Source organism: Flavobacterium cryoconiti (genome assembly GCF_048158645.1).
Classification (GTDB): domain Bacteria; phylum Bacteroidota; class Bacteroidia; order Flavobacteriales; family Flavobacteriaceae; genus Flavobacterium; species Flavobacterium cryoconiti.
On sequence record NZ_JBLNKW010000011.1, the window covers coordinates 1 to 19345 of the forward strand.

General features: G+C 31.2%; 27 protein-coding genes and 1 pseudogene. 1 reads left to right on the forward strand and 27 read right to left on the reverse strand.

Annotated elements, in window-relative coordinates; all coding sequences use genetic code 11:
- From ACM55H_RS14965 to ACM55H_RS15075, 23 genes and pseudogenes are all read right to left on the reverse strand, one after another.
- Positions 1-438, reverse strand: a pseudogene (locus ACM55H_RS14965) (sensor histidine kinase); the annotation flags it as partial.
- A 106-nt stretch (positions 439-544) separates the two neighbouring features.
- The gene (locus tag ACM55H_RS14970) at positions 545-883 is read right to left on the reverse strand and encodes a hypothetical protein (RefSeq protein ID WP_416837284.1); all 339 of its coding nucleotides are present in this window, start codon (positions 881-883) and stop codon (positions 545-547) included.
- 1 nt (position 884) lies between these two features.
- A complete protein-coding gene (locus tag ACM55H_RS14975; protein ID WP_416837285.1) occupies positions 885-1232 on the reverse strand; it encodes a hypothetical protein in 348 nt (115 codons plus the stop codon).
- A 56-nt stretch (positions 1233-1288) separates the two neighbouring features.
- Positions 1289-1567, reverse strand: coding sequence for a YtxH domain-containing protein (locus ACM55H_RS14980; protein ID WP_039107325.1), 279 nt, complete (start codon positions 1565-1567; stop codon positions 1289-1291).
- A 49-nt stretch (positions 1568-1616) separates the two neighbouring features.
- The gene (locus tag ACM55H_RS14985) at positions 1617-1769 is read right to left on the reverse strand and encodes a lmo0937 family membrane protein (protein ID WP_156129387.1); all 153 of its coding nucleotides are present in this window, start codon (positions 1767-1769) and stop codon (positions 1617-1619) included.
- Between the two features lie 148 nt (positions 1770-1917).
- Positions 1918-2643 carry a porin family protein gene (locus ACM55H_RS14990; protein WP_416837286.1) on the reverse strand — a complete coding sequence of 242 codons (726 nt, stop codon included), beginning with the start codon at positions 2641-2643 and terminating at the stop codon, positions 1918-1920.
- A gap of 126 nt (positions 2644-2769) precedes the next feature.
- Positions 2770-3240, reverse strand: a complete 471-nt coding sequence (locus ACM55H_RS14995) for a sll1863 family stress response protein (RefSeq protein WP_416837287.1) — start codon at positions 3238-3240, stop codon at positions 2770-2772.
- A gap of 160 nt (positions 3241-3400) precedes the next feature.
- Positions 3401-3586: a CsbD family protein gene (locus ACM55H_RS15000; protein WP_416837288.1), complete on the reverse strand. Its 186-nt coding sequence runs from the start codon at positions 3584-3586 to the stop codon at positions 3401-3403.
- 200 nt (positions 3587-3786) lie between these two features.
- Positions 3787-4179 carry a low affinity iron permease family protein gene (locus ACM55H_RS15005; protein WP_416837289.1) on the reverse strand — a complete coding sequence of 131 codons (393 nt, stop codon included), beginning with the start codon at positions 4177-4179 and terminating at the stop codon, positions 3787-3789.
- A gap of 15 nt (positions 4180-4194) precedes the next feature.
- Positions 4195-4416 (reverse strand): hypothetical protein, encoded by a 222-nt coding sequence (locus ACM55H_RS15010; RefSeq protein ID WP_416837290.1) that lies wholly within the window; start codon positions 4414-4416, stop codon positions 4195-4197.
- Between the two features lie 141 nt (positions 4417-4557).
- Entirely contained in the window at positions 4558-5325 is a 768-nt protein-coding gene (locus ACM55H_RS15015) for a DUF4382 domain-containing protein (protein WP_416837291.1), read from the reverse strand.
- Between the two features lie 145 nt (positions 5326-5470).
- Entirely contained in the window at positions 5471-6355 is an 885-nt protein-coding gene (locus ACM55H_RS15020) for an MlaD family protein (protein WP_416837293.1), read from the reverse strand.
- Positions 6356-6385: 30 nt separating this feature from the next.
- Positions 6386-7162, reverse strand: a complete 777-nt coding sequence (locus ACM55H_RS15025; RefSeq protein ID WP_416837294.1) for an ABC transporter ATP-binding protein — start codon at positions 7160-7162, stop codon at positions 6386-6388.
- A 1-nt stretch (position 7163) separates the two neighbouring features.
- Positions 7164-7922, reverse strand: a complete 759-nt coding sequence (locus tag ACM55H_RS15030) for an MlaE family ABC transporter permease (RefSeq protein WP_416837295.1) — start codon at positions 7920-7922, stop codon at positions 7164-7166.
- Positions 7923-8101: 179 nt separating this feature from the next.
- The gene (locus tag ACM55H_RS15035; protein ID WP_416837296.1) at positions 8102-8572 is read right to left on the reverse strand and encodes a PA2169 family four-helix-bundle protein; all 471 of its coding nucleotides are present in this window, start codon (positions 8570-8572) and stop codon (positions 8102-8104) included.
- A 139-nt stretch (positions 8573-8711) separates the two neighbouring features.
- Positions 8712-8933: a YidH family protein gene (locus ACM55H_RS15040; protein WP_416837297.1), complete on the reverse strand. Its 222-nt coding sequence runs from the start codon at positions 8931-8933 to the stop codon at positions 8712-8714.
- A 34-nt stretch (positions 8934-8967) separates the two neighbouring features.
- The gene (locus tag ACM55H_RS15045; RefSeq protein ID WP_416837298.1) at positions 8968-9351 is read right to left on the reverse strand and encodes a hypothetical protein; all 384 of its coding nucleotides are present in this window, start codon (positions 9349-9351) and stop codon (positions 8968-8970) included.
- 242 nt (positions 9352-9593) lie between these two features.
- Entirely contained in the window at positions 9594-10967 is a 1374-nt protein-coding gene (locus tag ACM55H_RS15050) for an OmpA family protein (RefSeq protein ID WP_416837299.1), read from the reverse strand.
- 241 nt (positions 10968-11208) lie between these two features.
- Entirely contained in the window at positions 11209-11361 is a 153-nt protein-coding gene (locus tag ACM55H_RS15055; protein ID WP_416837300.1) for a hypothetical protein, read from the reverse strand.
- 29 nt (positions 11362-11390) lie between these two features.
- Positions 11391-11864, reverse strand: a complete 474-nt coding sequence (locus ACM55H_RS15060; protein ID WP_416837301.1) for a Dps family protein — start codon at positions 11862-11864, stop codon at positions 11391-11393.
- Between the two features lie 177 nt (positions 11865-12041).
- Complete coding sequence (locus ACM55H_RS15065; protein WP_416837302.1) at positions 12042-13025, reverse strand: MlaD family protein; 984 nt, start codon at positions 13023-13025, stop codon at positions 12042-12044.
- Positions 13026-13028: 3 nt separating this feature from the next.
- Positions 13029-13808 (reverse strand): ABC transporter ATP-binding protein, encoded by a 780-nt coding sequence (locus ACM55H_RS15070; RefSeq protein ID WP_416837303.1) that lies wholly within the window; start codon positions 13806-13808, stop codon positions 13029-13031.
- Positions 13809-13810: 2 nt separating this feature from the next.
- Positions 13811-14605, reverse strand: a complete 795-nt coding sequence (locus ACM55H_RS15075; RefSeq protein WP_416837304.1) for an MlaE family ABC transporter permease — start codon at positions 14603-14605, stop codon at positions 13811-13813.
- A 368-nt stretch (positions 14606-14973) separates the two neighbouring features.
- On the opposite strand from ACM55H_RS15075, the gene ACM55H_RS15080 reads away from it, so the two are divergent.
- Positions 14974-15567, forward strand: coding sequence for a 2,3-bisphosphoglycerate-dependent phosphoglycerate mutase (locus ACM55H_RS15080; protein ID WP_416837305.1), 594 nt, complete (start codon positions 14974-14976; stop codon positions 15565-15567).
- 8 nt (positions 15568-15575) lie between these two features.
- On the opposite strand, the gene ACM55H_RS15085 is transcribed toward ACM55H_RS15080, so the two are convergent.
- The 4 genes from ACM55H_RS15085 to ACM55H_RS15100 all read right to left on the reverse strand — a co-directional run bounded on the left by ACM55H_RS15085 (position 15576) and on the right by ACM55H_RS15100 (position 19291).
- Complete coding sequence (locus ACM55H_RS15085) at positions 15576-16637, reverse strand: class I fructose-bisphosphate aldolase (RefSeq protein ID WP_416837306.1); 1062 nt, start codon at positions 16635-16637, stop codon at positions 15576-15578.
- A gap of 36 nt (positions 16638-16673) precedes the next feature.
- Entirely contained in the window at positions 16674-17774 is a 1101-nt protein-coding gene (locus ACM55H_RS15090; protein WP_416837307.1) for an alkene reductase, read from the reverse strand.
- A gap of 620 nt (positions 17775-18394) precedes the next feature.
- Positions 18395-18724 carry a DUF892 family protein gene (locus ACM55H_RS15095; protein WP_416837308.1) on the reverse strand — a complete coding sequence of 110 codons (330 nt, stop codon included), beginning with the start codon at positions 18722-18724 and terminating at the stop codon, positions 18395-18397.
- Positions 18725-19003: 279 nt separating this feature from the next.
- Positions 19004-19291 carry a hypothetical protein gene (locus ACM55H_RS15100; protein ID WP_416837309.1) on the reverse strand — a complete coding sequence of 96 codons (288 nt, stop codon included), beginning with the start codon at positions 19289-19291 and terminating at the stop codon, positions 19004-19006.
- Positions 19292-19345 lie beyond the last annotated feature (54 nt).

Consider the following 19345-nt stretch of genomic DNA (forward strand, 5'->3'; position numbering starts at 1 on the left):
TTGAAAAAGCAGTTCTTTATTGGCAATAACTAATTCAGCAGCTCTTTTTTCTTTCTCTTCGTTTTGAAAAAGCAGTTCTTTATTGGCAATAACTAATTCAGCAGCTCTTTTTTCTTTTTCTTCATTTTGAAAAAGCAGTTCTTTATTCGCAATAATTAATTCAGCAGCTCTTTTTTCTTTTTCTTTATTTTGATAAGCAAGCTCCGCATTAGCGATAATTAATTCAGCAGCTCTTTTTTCTTTTTCTTTATTTTGATAAGCAAGCTCCGCATTAGCAATAACTAATTCCGCAGCTCGTTTCTCTTTTTCTTCATTTTGATAAGCAAGTTCAGCATTAGCAATAACAAGTTCCGCAGCTCGTTTTTCTTTTTCTTCATTTTGAAAAACAAGTTGTTGATTAGTTATTATTAATTCTTCCTTTTTTATCCTTTTATCCATTTTATTTCAATTCAAATCCGTTAAAATTTTACATTGCTATAAACGCATTCTTTATTTTACTTATAAAAGATAGTTCTTCAAAAATTGATGAGTAACAGTTCTGAAGTTATAATTTTATGTTATCCGAATGTTTTGTTACCACATTCGTAATTACAAATTGCAATAATGTTCCTAATATTCTTTTTATTGGATTATGAGTTGATCCTAACAAAACTTTTTTAGTTAAATAACCTGTTGACATTCCAATAGCATTACTAATTAGATTTCCTTTTATATCAGATGAAGTGGTCATTTCGCTAAAAACACTTTTAATTATATTTAAAGGCTTTAAACTTTCATACGTTAGCTCAAACTGTTGTTTTAAAGAGCGTAATTCTAGAGCTTGTTTATTTTCTAACAATACAATAGTTTCATTAAGCTTATCTGCTTCGTTAATTTTTTTCATACTATTTTTTTTTAAGCATTTTAGTGATAATGAAATTACTTATAGGAGTTTTAATCCATTGATCCTTAAAAGCGTATAGTATAACTGAAACTAGGAAATAAGCACTTCCTATGATAAAGAAACCCAAATATGGTTTTCCCATTAATTCACCTATCCATAAAGAAAGTCCAATATTAGTTAGCAGAACAAACATTGCAACAACAATAGCAACAGTTAATCTGGAAAGTAGAGAGGATAATACATCTGCTGATTTGTCAATTGCATTAAGCTTTACCAATTCGGCTGTTGTTCTTGTATAATTCTCTGCTTTTTCAAAAAGCGTTTCTATTGTTGTTGCGTAGTTGTCCATAACTTAATTTTAATCGAATTAATAGTTTGATATTTTAATGAATACACTACTTAGAATTAGATTTCTAATTTTTGAATTTCCTTTTTAGTTTTTTCTAATTTCTCTTTTCCATCTGAAAGCAGATCTTGACCTTCTAACCAGATACCTTCATATTTTTTGGTAATAGTACCTAATAGGGTTTCATATTTATCTTTTAAGTCATCAGCATAATCATTGCCTTTACTTAAGATTCTTTTTCTTGTTTTCTTTCCTTTTTCTGGAGCAAATAATATACCCATTAATGCACCTGCTGCAAGGCCACCTAATACGCCTAATACTAATTTATCTGTTTTCATAATTTATTTTTTAATGATTTATTTTTTAATGATTTATTTCTATTCTTAATTATAATCTTCGCCCTTGAATAAGTCTTAATAATATTGCGATTATAGCAATAACAAGTAAAACATGTATAATTGAACCGGCACTGTATGCAAAGAATCCAATTGCCCAAAAAATGATTAATATTACTGCTAATGTGTAAAGAAGATTGCTCATGATTTCTATTTTTTAATGATTAGTATTTAAAATGTTGTTAGTAAAGTTAAAAATAAAACAAATCGTAATATGTTGTTTTATAATATTTTATGAAATAAAATAGGATGCGTTTTAACTTAATATAAAATTTATTTTATTATTTTTTTGATTAAAAAGAAAAAGCAGCGTAAAAACTCAAGACACTGTTTTTAGCATCTGGAGAAGTGAAATTACTACTTGAATTATCTTTCCCAATTTTGGTTAATCCATAATTGTAGCGAACTCCAAAACTTACAGGTTCTAAATCAAGACCAACACCTCCTGCAAGACCTGCATCAAATCTGTTGAAATCATCGGTGTTAATATTGTCTTGGAAGTTATAATTCCCGTTACTAGATTTGTTTGTAGTTTTTCCACTAATTAAGTAAGCAGCATAAGGTCCCGCATTAATATTGAAATTCTTTGTAACATTTACCACTAATAAAAGAGGTACTTCAATATAATCTAATTTAAACTGTGCAGTTCCGCTTACTAATGCGTTGTTGTAAACAAGTTCCGCTCCTTTTCCGGTGTAAGATATTTCTGGTTGAATTGAAATAAAATTGGAAACGGGTAATTTAGCAAATAAACCTACGTTAAAACCAGTCAATACATTATTATCATCAACATTATCAGTATAGAGGTTGGAGAAATTAACCCCACCTTTAATACCAAATTTAGGTTCGTTTTGTTGTGCCTTAACTCCCGTAAAAGTCATAACCGTTAGTACAAATGAAGCGCAAATTAATATTTTTGATTTTTTGATTTTTGTTTTCTTTAAATTTAATTTATAGTAGATCTGATGTTTTACAAAGGTCATCCCGAAAGAGGGGAAAAGTGTTACAATACTTTCCATAAAACTTATATTATTCACACATTTTAGTAATGATTATGAGCTATATAAAGTTTTTTAGCAGGAGAAAAAAGAATTGAAATAAAAAAGGCGAGCTAAAAAACTCGCCTTTTAAAATCTATTGTATTGTTATTTTTTATTGTCAACTGTCATGTCTTTTAATGCTTGACCCAGTTCGTTCATGTCATGATTGTATTCTCGTTTAAATGATTCCCAATCGCTGGCTTTATCGTTTTTATAGGTTCCAACTTTAAATTTGATATCCTTATTTTTTTGTTCCAGTTCCTCCACTTTTTTTGCGTACAAAGCATCAATAGAGTTTCCGGTTTTTTCCATTTTTGCTTTCAAATCAGTGATTCGTATTTCATTTTCATTGATTGCAATATTTGTTTGATTTTTGAATGCTTTCCACTCCTCGGCAGTTGCCTCTTTTCTGGCGTTCATCAATTCTTCTTTAGCATCTTGTACATCTTCTCGAGCATCGGCTACTTTATCTTTGGCTATTTCTTCTTTTTTAGTTGAAGTCTGACATCCTACTAATACGGATCCTGCTATAAATGTTGTTAGAGCAAGTGTATAAATTGTTTTTCTTATTTTCATATGTTTTTTTTTGAACAGTAGAGAGGCTTTTTATTTTTACCATTTTATAATTCAAACTAGAACAATCTAGTTATGCTAGTTTGAATTATTTTATGGTATTAATCAGGTAATTAATTTAAGAGAAATAGTTGTAAATAGGATATCTTGTAAATACAATTATTTACAGGTTTTCAATAATTTTAAGTAATTCTTCTTTGGTTTTACTTAATTTTATTTGAAGCTTCCCAATCATTTCGTCTTTCATACCTTCTTTAAAAAGTAAATCATTATCAGTTAAAGCGGCAAATTTTTGTTTTAATTTCCCTTTTTGCTCTTCCCAATTCCCCTTTAGTTCTGTACTATTCATGTTTATTTTATTTAAGTTATAAAACAATATTCATAACAGTACAAAGGTCTAGTAATTGCTACCGAGAAGGTTTATAGAATTTAGGGTAAGACTTGTATTATTCACACATTTACAATAATAAAAATACTTTTAAAATGAATGAAATAAGGGCAATAAGTGACAGAAATCGATAAATAATTTATTCGTTTTTTAATAACAAATTATATTTCTGCATCCAGTTCTTTTATTTTTTCAGCTAATTCGTTGTATTCTTTTGAAAGTTCCGTTATTTCTCTTTCTGTTTTTACATCAGCGTTCAGTACAGCATTACTGGCAGTTTCATGAGATGAAACTAATTCGTTTACTTTTAAATGTAAGGAAGCCGAAAATCGGTTAAATGATTTTTGGATAATAAATAAACTTAAAAAGGTAACTCCAAAAATAATATCTCCAATAATTTGATGTACATCCCTTGTTGTAAATAAATTATTAATCCACCACCAAAGTACGAAACATAAGGCGACAATAAATGTAATAGGATTACCAAGTATTGTTGTTACTGTTGAAGCAAGTTTTTCAAAAAGTTGCTCCAAATTGCTGTATATCTTTGTCATAAAATAATTACAGGTTTATTTATTTGCTGTTTCAGAATGATTTGGAGTATATTCCTTTAATAATGAATTCAATGATTCACAATAATCTTTCAATATTTTAATATTAATTTCTGGACTATTTGTATTAGGAATTGTTACGGGCATTTCTACTAAATATTTCAGTAGTTCAGGATATTCATTTCGTATTTTCAAAGTAATTTTTAGAATAGCATCGTTAAGCTCTTTTTCGGTTTCCATGATATTATTTTTTGGTTGATTTAAACTTTTTTTTTCGAATGCTAAAAAAATTAAACTATTAGAAGTATCGCTCAATAAAAGCATGCTTCTAATAGTTTAGTTTTTATTATAAAATTGTATATTCTAGAAAACGATATTCTTTTATAGAAGAATTACAGTTCCTAGATCAGTTGTATTACCGGTTGTCACTACAATAGTGCTTTTGGTCACTGGAGCTAAAGGCAATACAGGAGTAATAGTTACATTATACGTCCCTGAAGGAAGTCCCATAACTAAAAATTCTCCACTTGCATTTACATTTGTTGAATAGGATAAATTGGTAAGAACATCAACAGCCGTAACTACAGCTAAACTGCCTGCAGGAGTAACTTTTCCTTTTATTGAGCCACTTATTGCTGCTTCAACTGTTCTAATTACCGGTTTCAATTTATAGGCTCCATTACCAGTACTAACAATAGATTTATTAGCATCAAAATCAAGAAGGACACTATACAATATACCTTGTTCAAGCGTTTGGTGAACCTGTAGTTTTAACCCGGTTTGATCAGCGCTAGGGGTGCTTAAAGGATAACTTACGTTGTTAATTTTTACCGTGTTTTCAGTTCCTAGTATAAGTCTTATTTGCTCGACTTTGGAAATTTCCAATGAATCGGTGGCAATTAGCGTACTTACTCCATTAGAAAAATCAAGTAGGTTATAAATCCCTTTTCGCACATTTAGCGTCACCGTTTGTCCGGCATCACCAGTTACTTCTACACCCAGTATATCTACATTTACTTCATCATATGGACCTGGTGCATCAGTCATTCGCACTGCGTACGGATAACTACCTGTTGTATTGTCATTGTTACATGAATTCAATAAAAATCCAAGTAGAATGAAAGACAGAATAACATTAATTTTTTTCATTTTCATTTTTTTTTTAATTATAAAAATATTTTGATTACTATGTAAAGGTACTGTCACCTTTAGAACGAAGTGTTATAGAACTTTATTTTAAATTTGTATTATTCTCACTTTAAGGGCTTTAAATCTAAGTGTTTTAGTGTTAAATTTATTTTTTCGCATTATTGTCTTCAACAAATTTTAAATCTTTTTTCATTTCTAATTCTTGCTGCTCATCTAATTCTTGTTGTTTTTTTTCTTCCGCTTTTTTCTGTTTGTTAAAATAACCCCTTAATAAAAAATTATGTTTAGCGGCCTCAATAACTTCGTTAAGTCCTTTTGTTCCTGTTTTTACATTGGTTAAGGTTGAGTCAACCAGTTTTCCCATTTTTTCATCACTGACCAGTTTTGCTAAAGCGCCTTTTCCGTTATTCATTTTAGTAGTGAAACTGGAAAATTCATTTGAACTGCTTTCTAAGTTGGCAAGAGTATTTTTTAAACTAGTAGCAAATTCTTGATCGGTCATTAATTTTGATAAAGTACCTTTTCCATTGTTCATGTTGTAAGTAAATTGAGCTAATTGGGCAGTAATAATTCCTGCATTATCCACACTTTTTTTTACACTACTCATAACATCTTCCATGTCAATAGGCTTTCTTGAGGCAATTACATCATTGTCTTTTACTGATTTATTCGAATTAGTTCCTGGTGATATGGTTAATACTTTGTCTCCCATTAACCCATCTGAACCAATGCTGGCTATTGCATCTGTTTTAATAAATTGTTGAACCTCATCTTTTATCGAAATACTCACTACTACAGAGGAGTCGGTAACTAATTCGATATCACTTACAGTACCAATATTAATACCTGAAAAACGTACATTATTACCTACTTCAAGACCACTTACGGATTTAAAGTTTGATTTTAAATGAAATGTTGAACCAAATATATTTTTCTGTTTTCCAACAAAATATATAGTAGCCACAAAAAGCACTAATCCAATTATCACAAACATTCCCAATTTCCATTGGAACCCAGATTCTTTATTCATAGTTTTTAATTTATTTTTTAATTTTCTTTTTTAAATGAAAAAGGAACGAACCCATTCATCATCACTTTCTTCTAGAGATTCATAACTGCCTTCAGCATGAATTACCCCATCTTTTAAAATTATCACTCGGTCTCCAGTATGTTTTGCGCAAGCCATATCATGGGTGATAATTATAGAACTTGTCTTATTTTTTTTCTGAAGGTCTAATATCAATTCACTTATTTCTCTAGAAGTAATAGTATCTAAACCAGTAGTAGGTTCATCATACAGTATTATTTCAGGCTTTAAAATAAGTGTTCTTGCAAGTCCAACTCTTTTTCGCATACCGCCGGATAATTCTGAAGGCATTTTATCAATAGCATCTGCTAAACCCACGTTTTCTAATACTTCTGAAATTTCAGTTTGTAACTCCTCTTTTGATAAACCGGCCACATGTCGTCTTAATGTAAAACTAAGATTCTCTCTGACGCTCATGGAGTCGTATAGCGCTGCATTTTGAAATAGAAATCCAATTCTAACTCTAATTTCATTCAGTTCTTTAGCATCTATTTTGGTAATATCAGTATCAAATACATTAATCTCGCCTTTATCCGCCGTTACTAATCCAACGATGCATTTTATGGTTATCGATTTACCGGATCCTGACTTTCCTAATACGACTAAATTTTCTCCTTTATTTACAGAGAGATTAACACCCTTTAATACTTCGTTATTTCCAAAGGCTTTATATAAATCCTTTATTTCTATTATGGGAGCATTTTTAATAGTAGTTTTATTTGCATCTATGGTTGTTTTTTCCTGTATCATTTTAGAAGAATAAATCAGTTAATTGTACTGCAAGCATATCTATAATAAATATGGTAAGTGAAGCTGTAACTACTGCTGAGTTTGCTGCTTTACCCACACTTTCGGTCCCATTAGCTGCGGTAAAACCCTTATAACATCCTATCATTCCTATGAAAAACCCAAAGAAAAAAGTTTTAATTGTGGCTGGTATAATATCTAAAAAAGTCAATGATTCAAAAACTTGTGAAGTATACCTTATCATATTAACATCATTATGCATATTTACGCCTATATATCCACCAAAAATTCCAATACCATCGGCATAAATCACTAAAACCGGTATCATAAGCGTAGTGGCTAATATCCGTGTTACTACTAAATATTTGAAAGGATTAATAGCTGCAACCTCCATAGCATCAATTTGTTCAGTTACTTTCATCGAACCCAACTCTGCTCCAATACCGGATGAAACTTTTCCGGCACAAATCAATGCTGTAATTACAGGTGCAATTTCTCTTATCAAGGATAGGGCGACCATTCCAGGCAACCAAGATTCAGCACCAAATTTTGCTAAAGTTGGTCTTGACTGAAGCGTAAGAACTAATCCCATTATAAAACCTGTTATAGTAACTAATGGTAACGATTTATATCCAATGGAATAACATTGCTTAACAAAGGTTCTCATTTCATATGGAGGTGTAAAGACTTCGCTAAAAAAACGTTTTGTGAATAGCGTTACTTTGCCAACATCGTTAAATGTATTTTTTAAATATAGAATCAAAATAGAATATTTTTATTGAGATTAATAGATTGGATGAGGTTAGTGTATTCTATAGGGTTTTGATTTTCTTGGGGATGAAAATCAAAATTTAATATTTTAAATTGCTATAAAAAACTAATGTAGTAAGTAGGTAAATAACGGTGTGATGAATTACTTTTATAGAATAGTTATTCATTGTTTTAATAAAAACACTTATTTTCAAATAACCTTTTTCTTAAGTTAATTATTTTTGAGTTGTCGATATTTATCAATGAATAGTGTTTTTGTAGCATAATTTGTTGCTCAAGACTCAAATTCTCCACCTTAAACAGTAATGCATTTCTATAATATAGTCCAGTAATATGTTCGTGTGATTCACAATGATTAATTACATCCTTACTGTCTTTACAAATAAGAGCGGCTTTAAGATTAATCCAAAATTTAAAAAACAGGTTGTTGATTTTAATCGTCTCTCTTGGGATTCCTCCTAATTTTTTAATTTCTTTTATAAGTTCTGATTTACATTTCAGACTAGTTTGTTGAAACTCCAAAAATAGTTTTTTTAAACTATTTTTTTCTGTTGCTTTTGAAGCAATTCTATAACCTTCTATTCTGTCGTCATTAATTTCGATGAGTGTATTAAATACCTCGATTGATTTATCTGTGTTCATTTTTTTGTAATTTAAATTAATGACTATCAGTTTAATAGGATTAGATTATTAGTTACAAAGTTGCGCACTATCGAAACAAAATTTGTTATAGAAATTTATATTTAAATTGTAATATTCACAGTTTTTAGTAGAGTAATTATTAGGCAAGTTGCTTGTTTTTACTAACTATTAAAACAATACCTCCTGCAGCTAATACTATCCCAACTATAGGCGACCATACTATTGGATGGTTTACTTCTTTGTTTATTTGTATTGGACCTATATCTACTACTTTTTCTGTAGTTACGTAGTTGAAACTATTATACAACATCAATAGTACTCCAATTATTACCATTCCGATTCCGATAGTTCTTGTTTGCATTATTCTATTATTTAAAAATGATTAGTAAAAATGATTATGCTTTTGAAAAATGGTTCTTTACAAAATTATGTTGTTGATTTTCAGTCATTTTATCTGTATTTTTAATTTCAATTTTAATTTTCAAAAAGCGTTCATCTTCACTTAATAAGTCAAATAATTCAATCTTTGCATCAGTAGGCCCAAACAGAATTACTCGTTTGTAATTTTTAATGGCTTCCCCCAGTTTTTTGTAATAATCTTGAAGTAACCCTTTTTCTTTGTTGTACATTGTCTTTTCACTTTTTACTGGACTTTGATTTTTTACTTCATTAGTTAATTTTGATTCAATCGTTTCTATTTCAAAATGTTTAGATGTAAATTCCATTAAATGTGCTATAGAATGATCCATCCAAATGCCTAATTTTTTCGTAGTTTTCATAATATTTTCTTTAATAGTTAATAGAGGAGGTGCTATTTAGTAACTAATTGTAATTTATGATTTTCAATAAGTTAAATTTCAGCTATTTAGTCCTGAAAAACATTATATAACTTTAGGATAAAATTATATAATTCACATGTTTTTTATTTAGTTGTTTAAAGGTTTTTTGATAAACAAAAAAAGGGCTGTTGTCACCAACAGCCCTTACCTAACCAAAAAAACCCAACCTAATCTTATTGTCTTTAGTAGTTCATTTTCAACTCTACTCGTCTGTTTTTTGCACGACCTAAAGCAGTTTTGTTGCTGGCAATTGGTTTGCTTTCACCATATCCTACTGCTGTCAATCTAGAGCCAGCAATACCTTTTTCCATTAAATATTTTTTAACGGATTCCGTACGTTTTTGAGATAATTCTAAATTGAAAGCATCACTACCATTACTGTCTGCATGTCCTTCAATAACCAAGTTAGAAGCTTGATATTTATTAATTAAGGTTACTAATTCATCCAATTGTACTAAAGAAGCAACTTTTAATTTTTCACTATTATTTTCGAAGAATATTTTACTTCCTAAATAGGTGATTCGTTGTACATCTTGTTTTGTAATTTCAGGACATCCTTTATTTTCCATAGTTCCTTTAACAGTAGGACAACGGTCATCCATATCAGCTACACCATCGCCATCAGAATCAGGGCAACCATTTAAACTCAATGGACCCGCAACATCTGGACAACGGTCTAAATCATTTGTTACTCCATCTTTATCATTATCCATTGGACAACCCGTTGCATCAACTTTGGTTCCCATTTTAGTATCAGGACATTTATCGTTGATATCAGCTACACCATCATTATCAGAATCAGGACAGCCATTTAATAATGCAGTACCCGCAACATCTGGACAGGCGTCTAAATAATCAGCTACGCCATCTTTGTCTTTATCCAAAGGACATCCGTTTGCATCAACAGCTACTCCTGCCGGAGTGTTAGGACAGGTATCATTACGATCTGAAACACCATCGTTATCAGCATCTTTTTTGTCTCCAAAATTGAAAGTCAAACCAGCCATGTGAGACAAGTAAGCATCTTTTTTGCCGGCAATTACACCATCTCTTCTGTCCTTATTAGAATAACTGAAGGTTTCCTGTAAATTAAGCATGATTACTGGACTCAATCTGAAATTTAATCCACCACCTGCTGTAGGTAATGCATAATCTATTCTGTCTTGATCAAAGTTGACATCTTTGTCAAATAGCATTGCACCAACTCCTGCAAATACATATGGTCTCACCACTGACTCCGGTCCAGTAAAATTAAATCTAACATTTAAAGCTACAGCATTGAAATCGCTTTTGAAACTCCCTGCAGTACTATTGTAACCTATTGTTCCTTTTGAAGCTAAAAAATTTAAATCGAAATGGCGACCTAAATATCTAGATACAGATAAACCTCCAAAACCATAAAACGCTTTATCCGTTTTATAAAAATTATTACCAAGATCGCCTTGGTATTGCGTTACTCCGCTATGAAGACCGATATTCCATTTTTTGTCTTCTGTTTGTGCTTTTGATAGTAATGTAAATGCTAAGCAAGTACAAATCAGTAGGATTTTTTTCATTTTAATTTATTGTTATGATTAATTAATGCAAAGATGATTAACATGAAAAGCTTTAATGTTATAGAACTTTATGAATAAGTTGCATCTTTCTCACATTTGGATTGTTGTAGTTTTGTTTCAAAAATGCAACTATTAAAAAACCTTTTTTATTAACCACTCTAAGTAGAGATTAATAAAAAAGGCTTTTTAATAATTCTAATTTATACTTTAAAAAAATATAAATTTTTATTTGTGTAAATGGCTAAATCATTATACAAGATAAGTTTTCGTCTAATTTCTCAAACTCAGTTTCTGTTATTGATTGTTCTTCTTCAAAATATTTCTTTGCGGTAATTTTACCAACTTTGCAATAACTATTAGAGCCTAAGTAAGCTTCGTTTTCTGAATTTTCCATTTTATTTTGTATTAATTTTTTAATTTAAATTAGTCTAAATATCTTCTTAAAGTCCAGGACATTGTTTCGTGTGATTCCATTAGACCGGTTAGGAAATCAGCAGTTCCCGCATCTTTATTTTCTTGAGCACTTAGGTCAACATCTTTTCGTAAATGAACAATAACTGTTTCATGATCGGCTAATAATTCTTTCAGCATATCTTTTTGTGCAGGATACTGATGAGGTGATTCTTTAAGTACCGTTAAGTCTGAAAACTCTTTCATTGTTCCAATAGTTTTCCCACCTAATTTACTGATACGTTCCGCAATTTCATCTATTGATTCTTCTAATTGTCTGTATTGACCTTCAAATAATTTATGAAGTTCCATAAAACTTTCGCCTGATACGTTCCAATGAAATTTTCTTAATTTGATATATAATGTCATTTCATTTGCTAATATTGAAGAAAGAATCGCGATACTTTTTTTTAAATGCTCTTCTGTAATTCCAATTTGTGGTTTCATGTTTTTCCAATTTTATTTAAGTTAAAAACAGTGTTTTTTTAGTGATGATTTTTTCTGAATTCTTGTCTTTATTCTATAAAATTCACAAGACATGAATACTGAAAAATTCATAGTACAAAGATGGGAAGCAAGGGAAGCGAAAATGTTATATAACTTTTTAAAGAATTTACATGATTCTCACATTTTATTTTTCTCAGCATTTTTTTTAGCTTCCTTATTTTTCTTTTTAAAATAGCCTTTTAATAAAAAATTATGTTGGACTGCCTCCAGATCTTCATCAAGTTTTTCGGAACTGCTTTCTAAATTTTTAATGGTTTTTTTCAAATTAGCGCCTGATTCTTCATCGTGAAACAAAACGCCAATAGTTGTATTGGGATTATCGCCGGCTTCTTTGAGATTGTTTACGAATAAATTAGCAGTTTCAGTCATTTGATGCAATTGTAGAACCGATTTTTTTATAGAAGTATAAACGATTGTATCGGTTACTAATTCATTGGCAAGAGTTCCTTTGTTATTTAGTTTTGAACTAAAATCATTCAGGGAACTGATTAGTTGTTTAGCTTTTGCGGAAGCATCATTAAGTGATACTGTCACTGAATTTACATTGTTGTACAAGGTGTTGTCGTTCAATAATTTTCCAACAGTTCCTTCGCTCGTAGTTAACTTTTTGCTGATTGTTTTAAAATCAGTTGTGATTGCCAGTAGATTTTCATTATTCTTCTGTAAAGTATTCAAAATATTCTCTGTTGAAAATGAATTTTCAACAGCTAAAGTATCTCCTTCTTTGACCGCATTGAACTTTGTAGTGCCACCATAAATAACAATCACTTTGTTTCCTATGAGTCCGTCTGTACTTATTTTAACCTTGGCATCTTTACGAATGTAATCTTGTGCTTTTTTCTCCACTTCTAAGCTTACTAAAACATGTGTTTTACTATCGATATTTATAGTGCCTACCGTTCCTATTTTTACACCAGAAAACCAAACATTATCGCCTTTTTGAAGTCCATTTACATTATCAAAGAAAGAAACCAGTTCCATTTTCTTTTTGAAGGTTTCATGTAAATTACCAACCATTAAAATTCCAACGATTAGAAATACCAATCCTAAAAAAATAAAAAGGCCTACAATTACAGCGCGTTTATTTGGTGATTCATTCATGGTTTATTGTATAAAATTATAAGCAAAAAACTTTTTGACTTGGTCATCATTTGCATTTAAAACGTCTTCAAATGTCCCTACTTTCGAAAACGTTCCATCAATCAACATGGCTATACGGTCGCAGGTATTTTTTGCACATGTTAAATCATGTGTGATAATAACGGAGCTTGTTTTGTATTGCTGTTGCACTTCAATAATAAGCGTATTAATTTCGGCACATGTAATCGGATCTAAACCTGATGTAGGTTCATCGTATAACATTATTTCGGGCTTTAAAATCAAAGTACGGGCTATGCCTATTCTCTTGCGCTGTCCTCCGGAAAGGTCTGCAGGAAGTTCATTTATTTTATCTTTTAAACCTACTGCATCCAGTGCTTCTTCTACAGCAAGATCCACTTGTTTTCTAGTGAGGTGTTTTACATTCATAGTCAATGGAAAAGCCAGATTTTGATAGACATCCATACTGTCATATAAAGCACTGCTTTGAAATGAAAATCCAATGCGTAGCCGCAATTCATCTAATTCTTTTCCATTTAATTCCGTAACTTTTTTCCCTAAAACGGTTACTTCTCCTTTGTCAGGTTTTAATAAACCCGCAATAATTTTTATTAATACGGATTTACCAGAGCCGGATTTACCCAGAACTGCAATATTTTCGCCTCTATAAATACTTAAGTCAATGCCTTTTAAAACGTCCAATTCACCAAAGGATTTATATAATCCATTGATTGTTATAACCGATTCTTCTTTATTGATACTATGTTGTATTTTGTCTTTTTCCATGTTTAAAAATATCGAATCCAATTCACAACTTGTACAATGACAACCTCTTCAAAAAAGATAAGAAATATGGCAAGTATTACCGCTTGATTGGTTGCTTTACCAACACCACGGGTTCCTTGTGTAGCAAAAAATCCTTTGTAACAACCTATAATTCCTATTGTAAATCCATAAACAATAGATTTGGTTACTGATGAAAAAATATCCAGAAAAGAAATATTTGAAAAAGCATTTTTATAAAAAATTTCTAAACTTGTCATCTCTTCATTATGAACATTGTAATAGGAACCCAATAGTCCTATAAAGCTGCAATATAATGCCAGTATGGGGATGGAAATTGTTGTTGCAATTACCCGCGTAACCACTAAGTATTTAAAAGGATTAATTGCTGATACTTCCATCGCTTCAATTTGCTCCGTAACTTTCATGGAACCTAATTCGGCACTAATACTGGAACCCACTTTTCCGGCACAAATAAGTGCAGTTACCAATGGGCCTAAAGCTCTTACAATGGCAATCCCAATTAATGAAGGCAACCAGGAAACTGCCCCAAAAGTTTCCAATGAAGGCCGTGATTGTTTTGTAAAAACAACACCTACAATAAAACCGGTCAGTGTTATTAAGGAAAGTGATTTTAATCCAATCTCGAAACACTGATTAATAATTTCACGCCAATGAAAAGGAAGTATAAAAGCTTCTTTAAAAAAACGAATGGTAAATTGATAGCCTTTGTGAACGCCTTCTAAATAGGAATCGATTCCTTTTGAAAATAAATATTTCTTTGTGTCGAGCGTATTCATTTTGGAGCGTTTCTATTTCGTTACTATGCTACCGATTTATTCTGTTACATTTAAAATAGGATTCATTTAAAATAGAATTATATTCCTATCAAATAGCATTATAAATTTACAAAAATAAATTATACGATTCCGATTTATATGTTTATATAGTATTTATAATCAGTATTTTATATTTTGGGAAGCTTGTTTTTTTTAGTTTAATAAAAAATAGAGTTTTGGTTTTTTACAGTTATTATACCGATATTAGTAGGATATAAAAAAGCATTATTTTTTATGCTATTTTTGAGTTATTTGAAAGGATTTTTTCTAAATATTATTAGGGTCAGGTATACAAATGAAATAGTAAATAACAAAATATGGCTTTATTAATGCTTATTCGGCATGGCCAATCCATCTATAATTTAGAGAATCGTTTTACAGGAAATCTGGATGTACCATTGACTTCTTGGGGAGAAGAAGAAGCAAAGCGTGCAGGAATCAAGTTAAAAGGGTTGAAGTTTTCTTACGCTTACACTTCAGTACTGAAAAAAGCAGAGGAGTCTTTGAGAATTATCTTAGAAGAAATGCAACAAACCCAAATTCCTGTTATTAAGAATGAAGCTTTAAACGAAAGAATGTATGGGAGTTTACAAGGCCTTAATAAAGCGGAAGTAGCAAAAAAATACGGAGAAAATCAGTTGGAAATATGGAGAAGAAGTTATGAAGTTCGTCCTCCTGATGGCGAAAGTTTAGAAGATACTTACAATAGAATCGTACCGTATTATAAACAAGAAATAGAGCCAAAGCTAAAATCCCGCAAAAATATTTTGATAGTGGCTCATGGGAATAGCCTTAGGGCACTAATGATGTATTTAGAAAATATCGGTCCGACAGCAATAGTCAAAATAAATATTCCTACTGCTACGCCCAGACTTTACGATATAGATGCTACTCTAAAGATTAAGAGCGTGGAATATTTATAAATAAAAGATTAAGCTATGGAAACTTCTTTTGCCAGATAAATTTCCTGTACGGCATTGATAAGGTTTACGCCATCACTAAAGGGTCGCTGAAAAGCTTTTCGCCCCATAATCATTCCAGCTCCACCGGCACGTTTGTTTATAACGGCAGTTTTTATGGCTTCTGCCAAATCGGTTTCACCTTTTGATTCTCCACCTGAATTAATCATGCTAATACGTCCTGAATAGCAATTCATCACTTGATAACGACACAAATCGATGGGATGGTCGCTGGCTAATTTGGTGTACATATCTGGATTAGTTTTGGCAAATTTTATAGCTGTAAAACCACCGTTATTCGTTGGTAGCTTTTGTTTGATTATATCCGCCTGTATAGAAACACCTAAATAATTGGCTTGACCGGTTATATCAGCAGCCGTATTATAATCGATGCCATCTTTTATAAAACCATCATTTCTGGAATAACACCAAAGAATTGTAACCATTCCTAAATTATGCGCTTCTTCAAAAGCCTTTGCGATTTCTATGATTTGCCTGTCCGATTCGGCAGAGCCAAAGTAAACAGTGGCACCAACCGCTATAGCACCCATATTCCAGGCGTCTCGTACACTCCCAAACATAATTTGATCGTATTTATTGGGATAGGTCATTAGTTCGTTGTGATTGAGTTTTACCACAAACGGAATTTTATGTGCATATTTTCTGGATAACATTGCCAGTCCACCCATAGTAGATGCTACGGCATTACAACCCGCTTCCAGAGCTAGTTTCACAATGTTTTCTGGATCGAAATAAATAGGGTTTGGAGAAAAGGAACTTCCTGCAGTATGCTCAATTCCTTGATCTACAGGTAAAATAGAAATATAACCAGTGTCACCAAGTCGGCCATGTTGATATAACTGTGTCAAACTTCGAATGGTTTGCCCATTTCGATTGCTTTGCAGAAAATGAGTATCAATATGGAAAGGAGTAGGGACATGAATTTGATCTTTCAAAATTGTTTTACAAACATGATTTAGTAAAGAGTCTTTTTCATCACCTAATAAATTCAACAATTGAGCTATATCTTTCATTTTAAATTTTATTTTTTTTGAATGCTCGAGGCTAAACTAACTCTTTTGTAAAGCTTTATAAACGGGATAATCAGTATATCCTTTCTCATCAGCAGTATAAAATAAATCCATATTGAGGTCTTGTGATAAAGGCCAATTGTTTTTAAATCGTTCCACTAGATCAGGATTATTAATAAACGGACGACCAAAAGCTACGAGGTCTGTAAGTCCGCTTTCAATTGTTGCTTCGGCAGTTTCTTGATCAAAGCCACCACAAAGAATCAAGGTGTTTTTAAAATTATGACGAATCAATTTTTTAATTTCCAAAGGAACTGGCGGTGCTCCCATAGCAGAGTGATCTACAAGATGAATATAAGCAATGTCCAGTTTATTAAGTTCCTTAGATAAATAATCGTAAGTAGCTTCAATTTCAGGATAATGTGGCATATCGCTGGCTACTCCGTATGGTGATAAACGAATACCCGTTTTTTCTTTTCCAATGGCATTTGCAACAGCAGTAACTACTTCGAGTACAAACCGACATCGGTTTTCAATATTTCCGCCATAATTATCAGTTCTAATGTTGCTTATTGGCGAAAGGAATTCTTCTAATAAATAACCATTTGCCGAATGTAATTCTACACCATCAAATCCTGCAAATAAAGCATTTTCTGCGGCCGCTACATATTCTGTTCGGGCATGAAGAATTTCTTGTAGTGTCATTTCTTTTGGAACAACAAAATCCTGTAATCCTTTCAAGTCAGTCCACATTTGTCCAGCCGCTTTTACTTGGGAAGGGGCAAGGATGTGAGCATCTTTATGCATATTAAGCGGATGACTAATTCTTCCGGAGTGCATTAATTGAACAATTATTTTTCCACCGTTTTTATGTACTGCAGTTGTTATTGTTTTCCAGCCCACTACTTGAAGCTCACTAAATATTCCTGGAATTCTGGCATATCCAAGACCGTTGGGCGATGGCGATGTTCCTTCAGTTATAATTAATCCTGCACTGGAACGTTGCGTATAATATTCCTTCATAAGTTCATTAGGAACATTGTCAATTGCTCTACATCGGGTCATAGGTGCCATAACAATGCTATTTTTTAATTCGATGGAACCCACTTTTTTTGTTTTGAATAATTCGTGTGTTTTCATGTTTTTTATGCTCTTAGATTGTTGATATAAAGATAATTATATTTAACGAGTTGTTTTTTAATTATTTGCAAAAATAAATGGAGTGTTTCATTTAATAAGTCGATTGTAGTTTTAATACCTTCAGAAAACTCGCTTTGATAATTACTAACGATGAAGCCTTGCCTCAGCATACTTCTGGTCAGCAAAATGATTTCAAACGAGATTTCTGAAGTATTCAATTATAAAATTTCGATTTATTACTTTTTATTAGAATTAACATTAAGGTCTATTAATTCAATTATTTGCAAAATTAAGTTAGATAACATTCTTTTAAAACATTCTGATTAACGGTTATCAAGCTCGTGTACCTATTCGTTGGTCATAGACGGAAGATTGGAAAACCTCTATGTTCTTGATGTCGTTTCGCCAATCTGGCAAATCAGAAGAGCTGTTACCTAACTGAATTTAATGATTGTTTTTTATTGGAATTAATGCTAAAAAAGACCTGAAAGACTGCTAATGGGAATGAGTTTCTGGTATATAGGTTCCTGTATTTCTAATTTATGTAATTAGCTTATTTAGAATTGATTAATAGTTTTTATTGGCATTTTTTGTTGTTTTTAATTATCAATATTTGATTTCTAAGGCTTAATTAATCCATACATTGCCTCGTATTTTAATATAATGCTAGCTTCACCTATCGAAGTAAAAAATATTTCTAGGCGTTTTATATGTTCTTGCGTAAATTGCAGGTGTACTTTGAGAGTATTTACTAATTCCTCAGTAGTTGCATTTTTAATCATTATGGGAATGGAAATTATTAATGCTTTTTCAGAAAAGTAAATTTCTTTTAGTTCTTCTACAAAAACATTGCGACAATCTTCTTTTATTTCCGGGATTGCTTTTTTTGAATTTCCTTTACCTTCTTTTAGCGTTTTTTTTTTATCAGTTGGGGTGGTTGTACTTTTCATTTTTAATTTTTTATGTTGTATTTTCTAATACTGTAAAGTTGAGACTTAATCCTTTTTGATGTCTTACACAATTTATAGTATGACTTATAACTTTCACATGTTTGCATAAAAAAAGGTTGCTAAAAAAAGATTTTGTTTTTTATCACAAATAAATCGCTGTCATTCACAAAGTTTATATTATTCTGATTTTTTAATAAAAACAGCTATAAACTTATCCTGTTGCATTATTGATTTGTGATCAAATTCTTTTTTAACAACCTCTTTAATTAAAGAGTTATTCTATCTTCTGCTTTCTTCCCAACGATATCCACGTTGCGATTTTTGCCAATGCCCTTTTTTGTGACCACGGCCATTATTTTGTTTGGTCCAATAACCATCTCTTTGTTGATAGTTTCGGCTATTATTTCTCCATACCCAGCCACCATCAATCCAAATATAATCACTGCTTGGGCGTGGTGATCTATTCACTTCTATATAAGAAGGTTCTTCAGAAACATAACCTGCAGAGCAAGCACTAAAAAACAATGCAAATCCAGCTAAAATGGTAATAAAAATGAGCTTTTTCATAACATTATTTTTAAATTTAATTTCACTATCAATCCTCTTTTAATTCTTTTTTAG

Excerpts from the sequence above, each read along its gene's own strand:
- ACM55H_RS15090 (WP_416837307.1), bottom strand. The coding sequence starts at position 17,774 with ATGAAAACACACGAATTATTCAAAACAAAAAAAGTGGGTTCCATCGAA.
- ACM55H_RS15025 (WP_416837294.1), bottom strand. The coding sequence starts at position 7,162 with ATGATACAGGAAAAAACAACCATAGATGCAAATAAAACTACTATTAAA.
- ACM55H_RS15010 (WP_416837290.1), bottom strand. The coding sequence starts at position 4,416 with ATGGAAACCGAAAAAGAGCTTAACGATGCTATTCTAAAAATTACTTTG.
- ACM55H_RS15050 (WP_416837299.1), bottom strand. The coding sequence starts at position 10,967 with ATGAAAAAAATCCTACTGATTTGTACTTGCTTAGCATTTACATTACTA.
- ACM55H_RS15040 (WP_416837297.1), bottom strand. The coding sequence starts at position 8,933 with ATGCAAACAAGAACTATCGGAATCGGAATGGTAATAATTGGAGTACTA.
- ACM55H_RS15095 (WP_416837308.1), bottom strand. The coding sequence starts at position 18,724 with ATGAAAAGTACAACCACCCCAACTGATAAAAAAAAAACGCTAAAAGAA.
- ACM55H_RS14980 (WP_039107325.1), bottom strand. The coding sequence starts at position 1,567 with ATGAAAACAGATAAATTAGTATTAGGCGTATTAGGTGGCCTTGCAGCA.
- ACM55H_RS14970 (WP_416837284.1), bottom strand. The coding sequence starts at position 883 with ATGAAAAAAATTAACGAAGCAGATAAGCTTAATGAAACTATTGTATTG.
- ACM55H_RS15085 (WP_416837306.1), bottom strand. The coding sequence starts at position 16,637 with ATGAAAGATATAGCTCAATTGTTGAATTTATTAGGTGATGAAAAAGAC.
- ACM55H_RS15055 (WP_416837300.1), bottom strand. The coding sequence starts at position 11,361 with ATGGAAAATTCAGAAAACGAAGCTTACTTAGGCTCTAATAGTTATTGC.
- ACM55H_RS15020 (WP_416837293.1), bottom strand. The coding sequence starts at position 6,355 with ATGAATAAAGAATCTGGGTTCCAATGGAAATTGGGAATGTTTGTGATA.
- ACM55H_RS15075 (WP_416837304.1), bottom strand. The coding sequence starts at position 14,605 with ATGAATACGCTCGACACAAAGAAATATTTATTTTCAAAAGGAATCGAT.
- ACM55H_RS15035 (WP_416837296.1), bottom strand. The coding sequence starts at position 8,572 with ATGAACACAGATAAATCAATCGAGGTATTTAATACACTCATCGAAATT.
- ACM55H_RS15080 (WP_416837305.1), top strand. The coding sequence starts at position 14,974 with ATGCTTATTCGGCATGGCCAATCCATCTATAATTTAGAGAATCGTTTT.
- ACM55H_RS15100 (WP_416837309.1), bottom strand. The coding sequence starts at position 19,291 with ATGAAAAAGCTCATTTTTATTACCATTTTAGCTGGATTTGCATTGTTT.
- ACM55H_RS15015 (WP_416837291.1), bottom strand. The coding sequence starts at position 5,325 with ATGAAAAAAATTAATGTTATTCTGTCTTTCATTCTACTTGGATTTTTA.
- ACM55H_RS15005 (WP_416837289.1), bottom strand. The coding sequence starts at position 4,179 with ATGACAAAGATATACAGCAATTTGGAGCAACTTTTTGAAAAACTTGCT.
- ACM55H_RS15000 (WP_416837288.1), bottom strand. The coding sequence starts at position 3,586 with ATGAATAGTACAGAACTAAAGGGGAATTGGGAAGAGCAAAAAGGGAAA.
- ACM55H_RS14990 (WP_416837286.1), bottom strand. The coding sequence starts at position 2,643 with ATGGAAAGTATTGTAACACTTTTCCCCTCTTTCGGGATGACCTTTGTA.
- ACM55H_RS14985 (WP_156129387.1), bottom strand. The coding sequence starts at position 1,769 with ATGAGCAATCTTCTTTACACATTAGCAGTAATATTAATCATTTTTTGG.
- ACM55H_RS15060 (WP_416837301.1), bottom strand. The coding sequence starts at position 11,864 with ATGAAACCACAAATTGGAATTACAGAAGAGCATTTAAAAAAAAGTATC.
- ACM55H_RS14975 (WP_416837285.1), bottom strand. The coding sequence starts at position 1,232 with ATGGACAACTACGCAACAACAATAGAAACGCTTTTTGAAAAAGCAGAG.
- ACM55H_RS15065 (WP_416837302.1), bottom strand. The coding sequence starts at position 13,025 with ATGAATGAATCACCAAATAAACGCGCTGTAATTGTAGGCCTTTTTATT.
- ACM55H_RS15045 (WP_416837298.1), bottom strand. The coding sequence starts at position 9,351 with ATGAAAACTACGAAAAAATTAGGCATTTGGATGGATCATTCTATAGCA.
- ACM55H_RS15070 (WP_416837303.1), bottom strand. The coding sequence starts at position 13,808 with ATGGAAAAAGACAAAATACAACATAGTATCAATAAAGAAGAATCGGTT.
- ACM55H_RS14995 (WP_416837287.1), bottom strand. The coding sequence starts at position 3,240 with ATGAAAATAAGAAAAACAATTTATACACTTGCTCTAACAACATTTATA.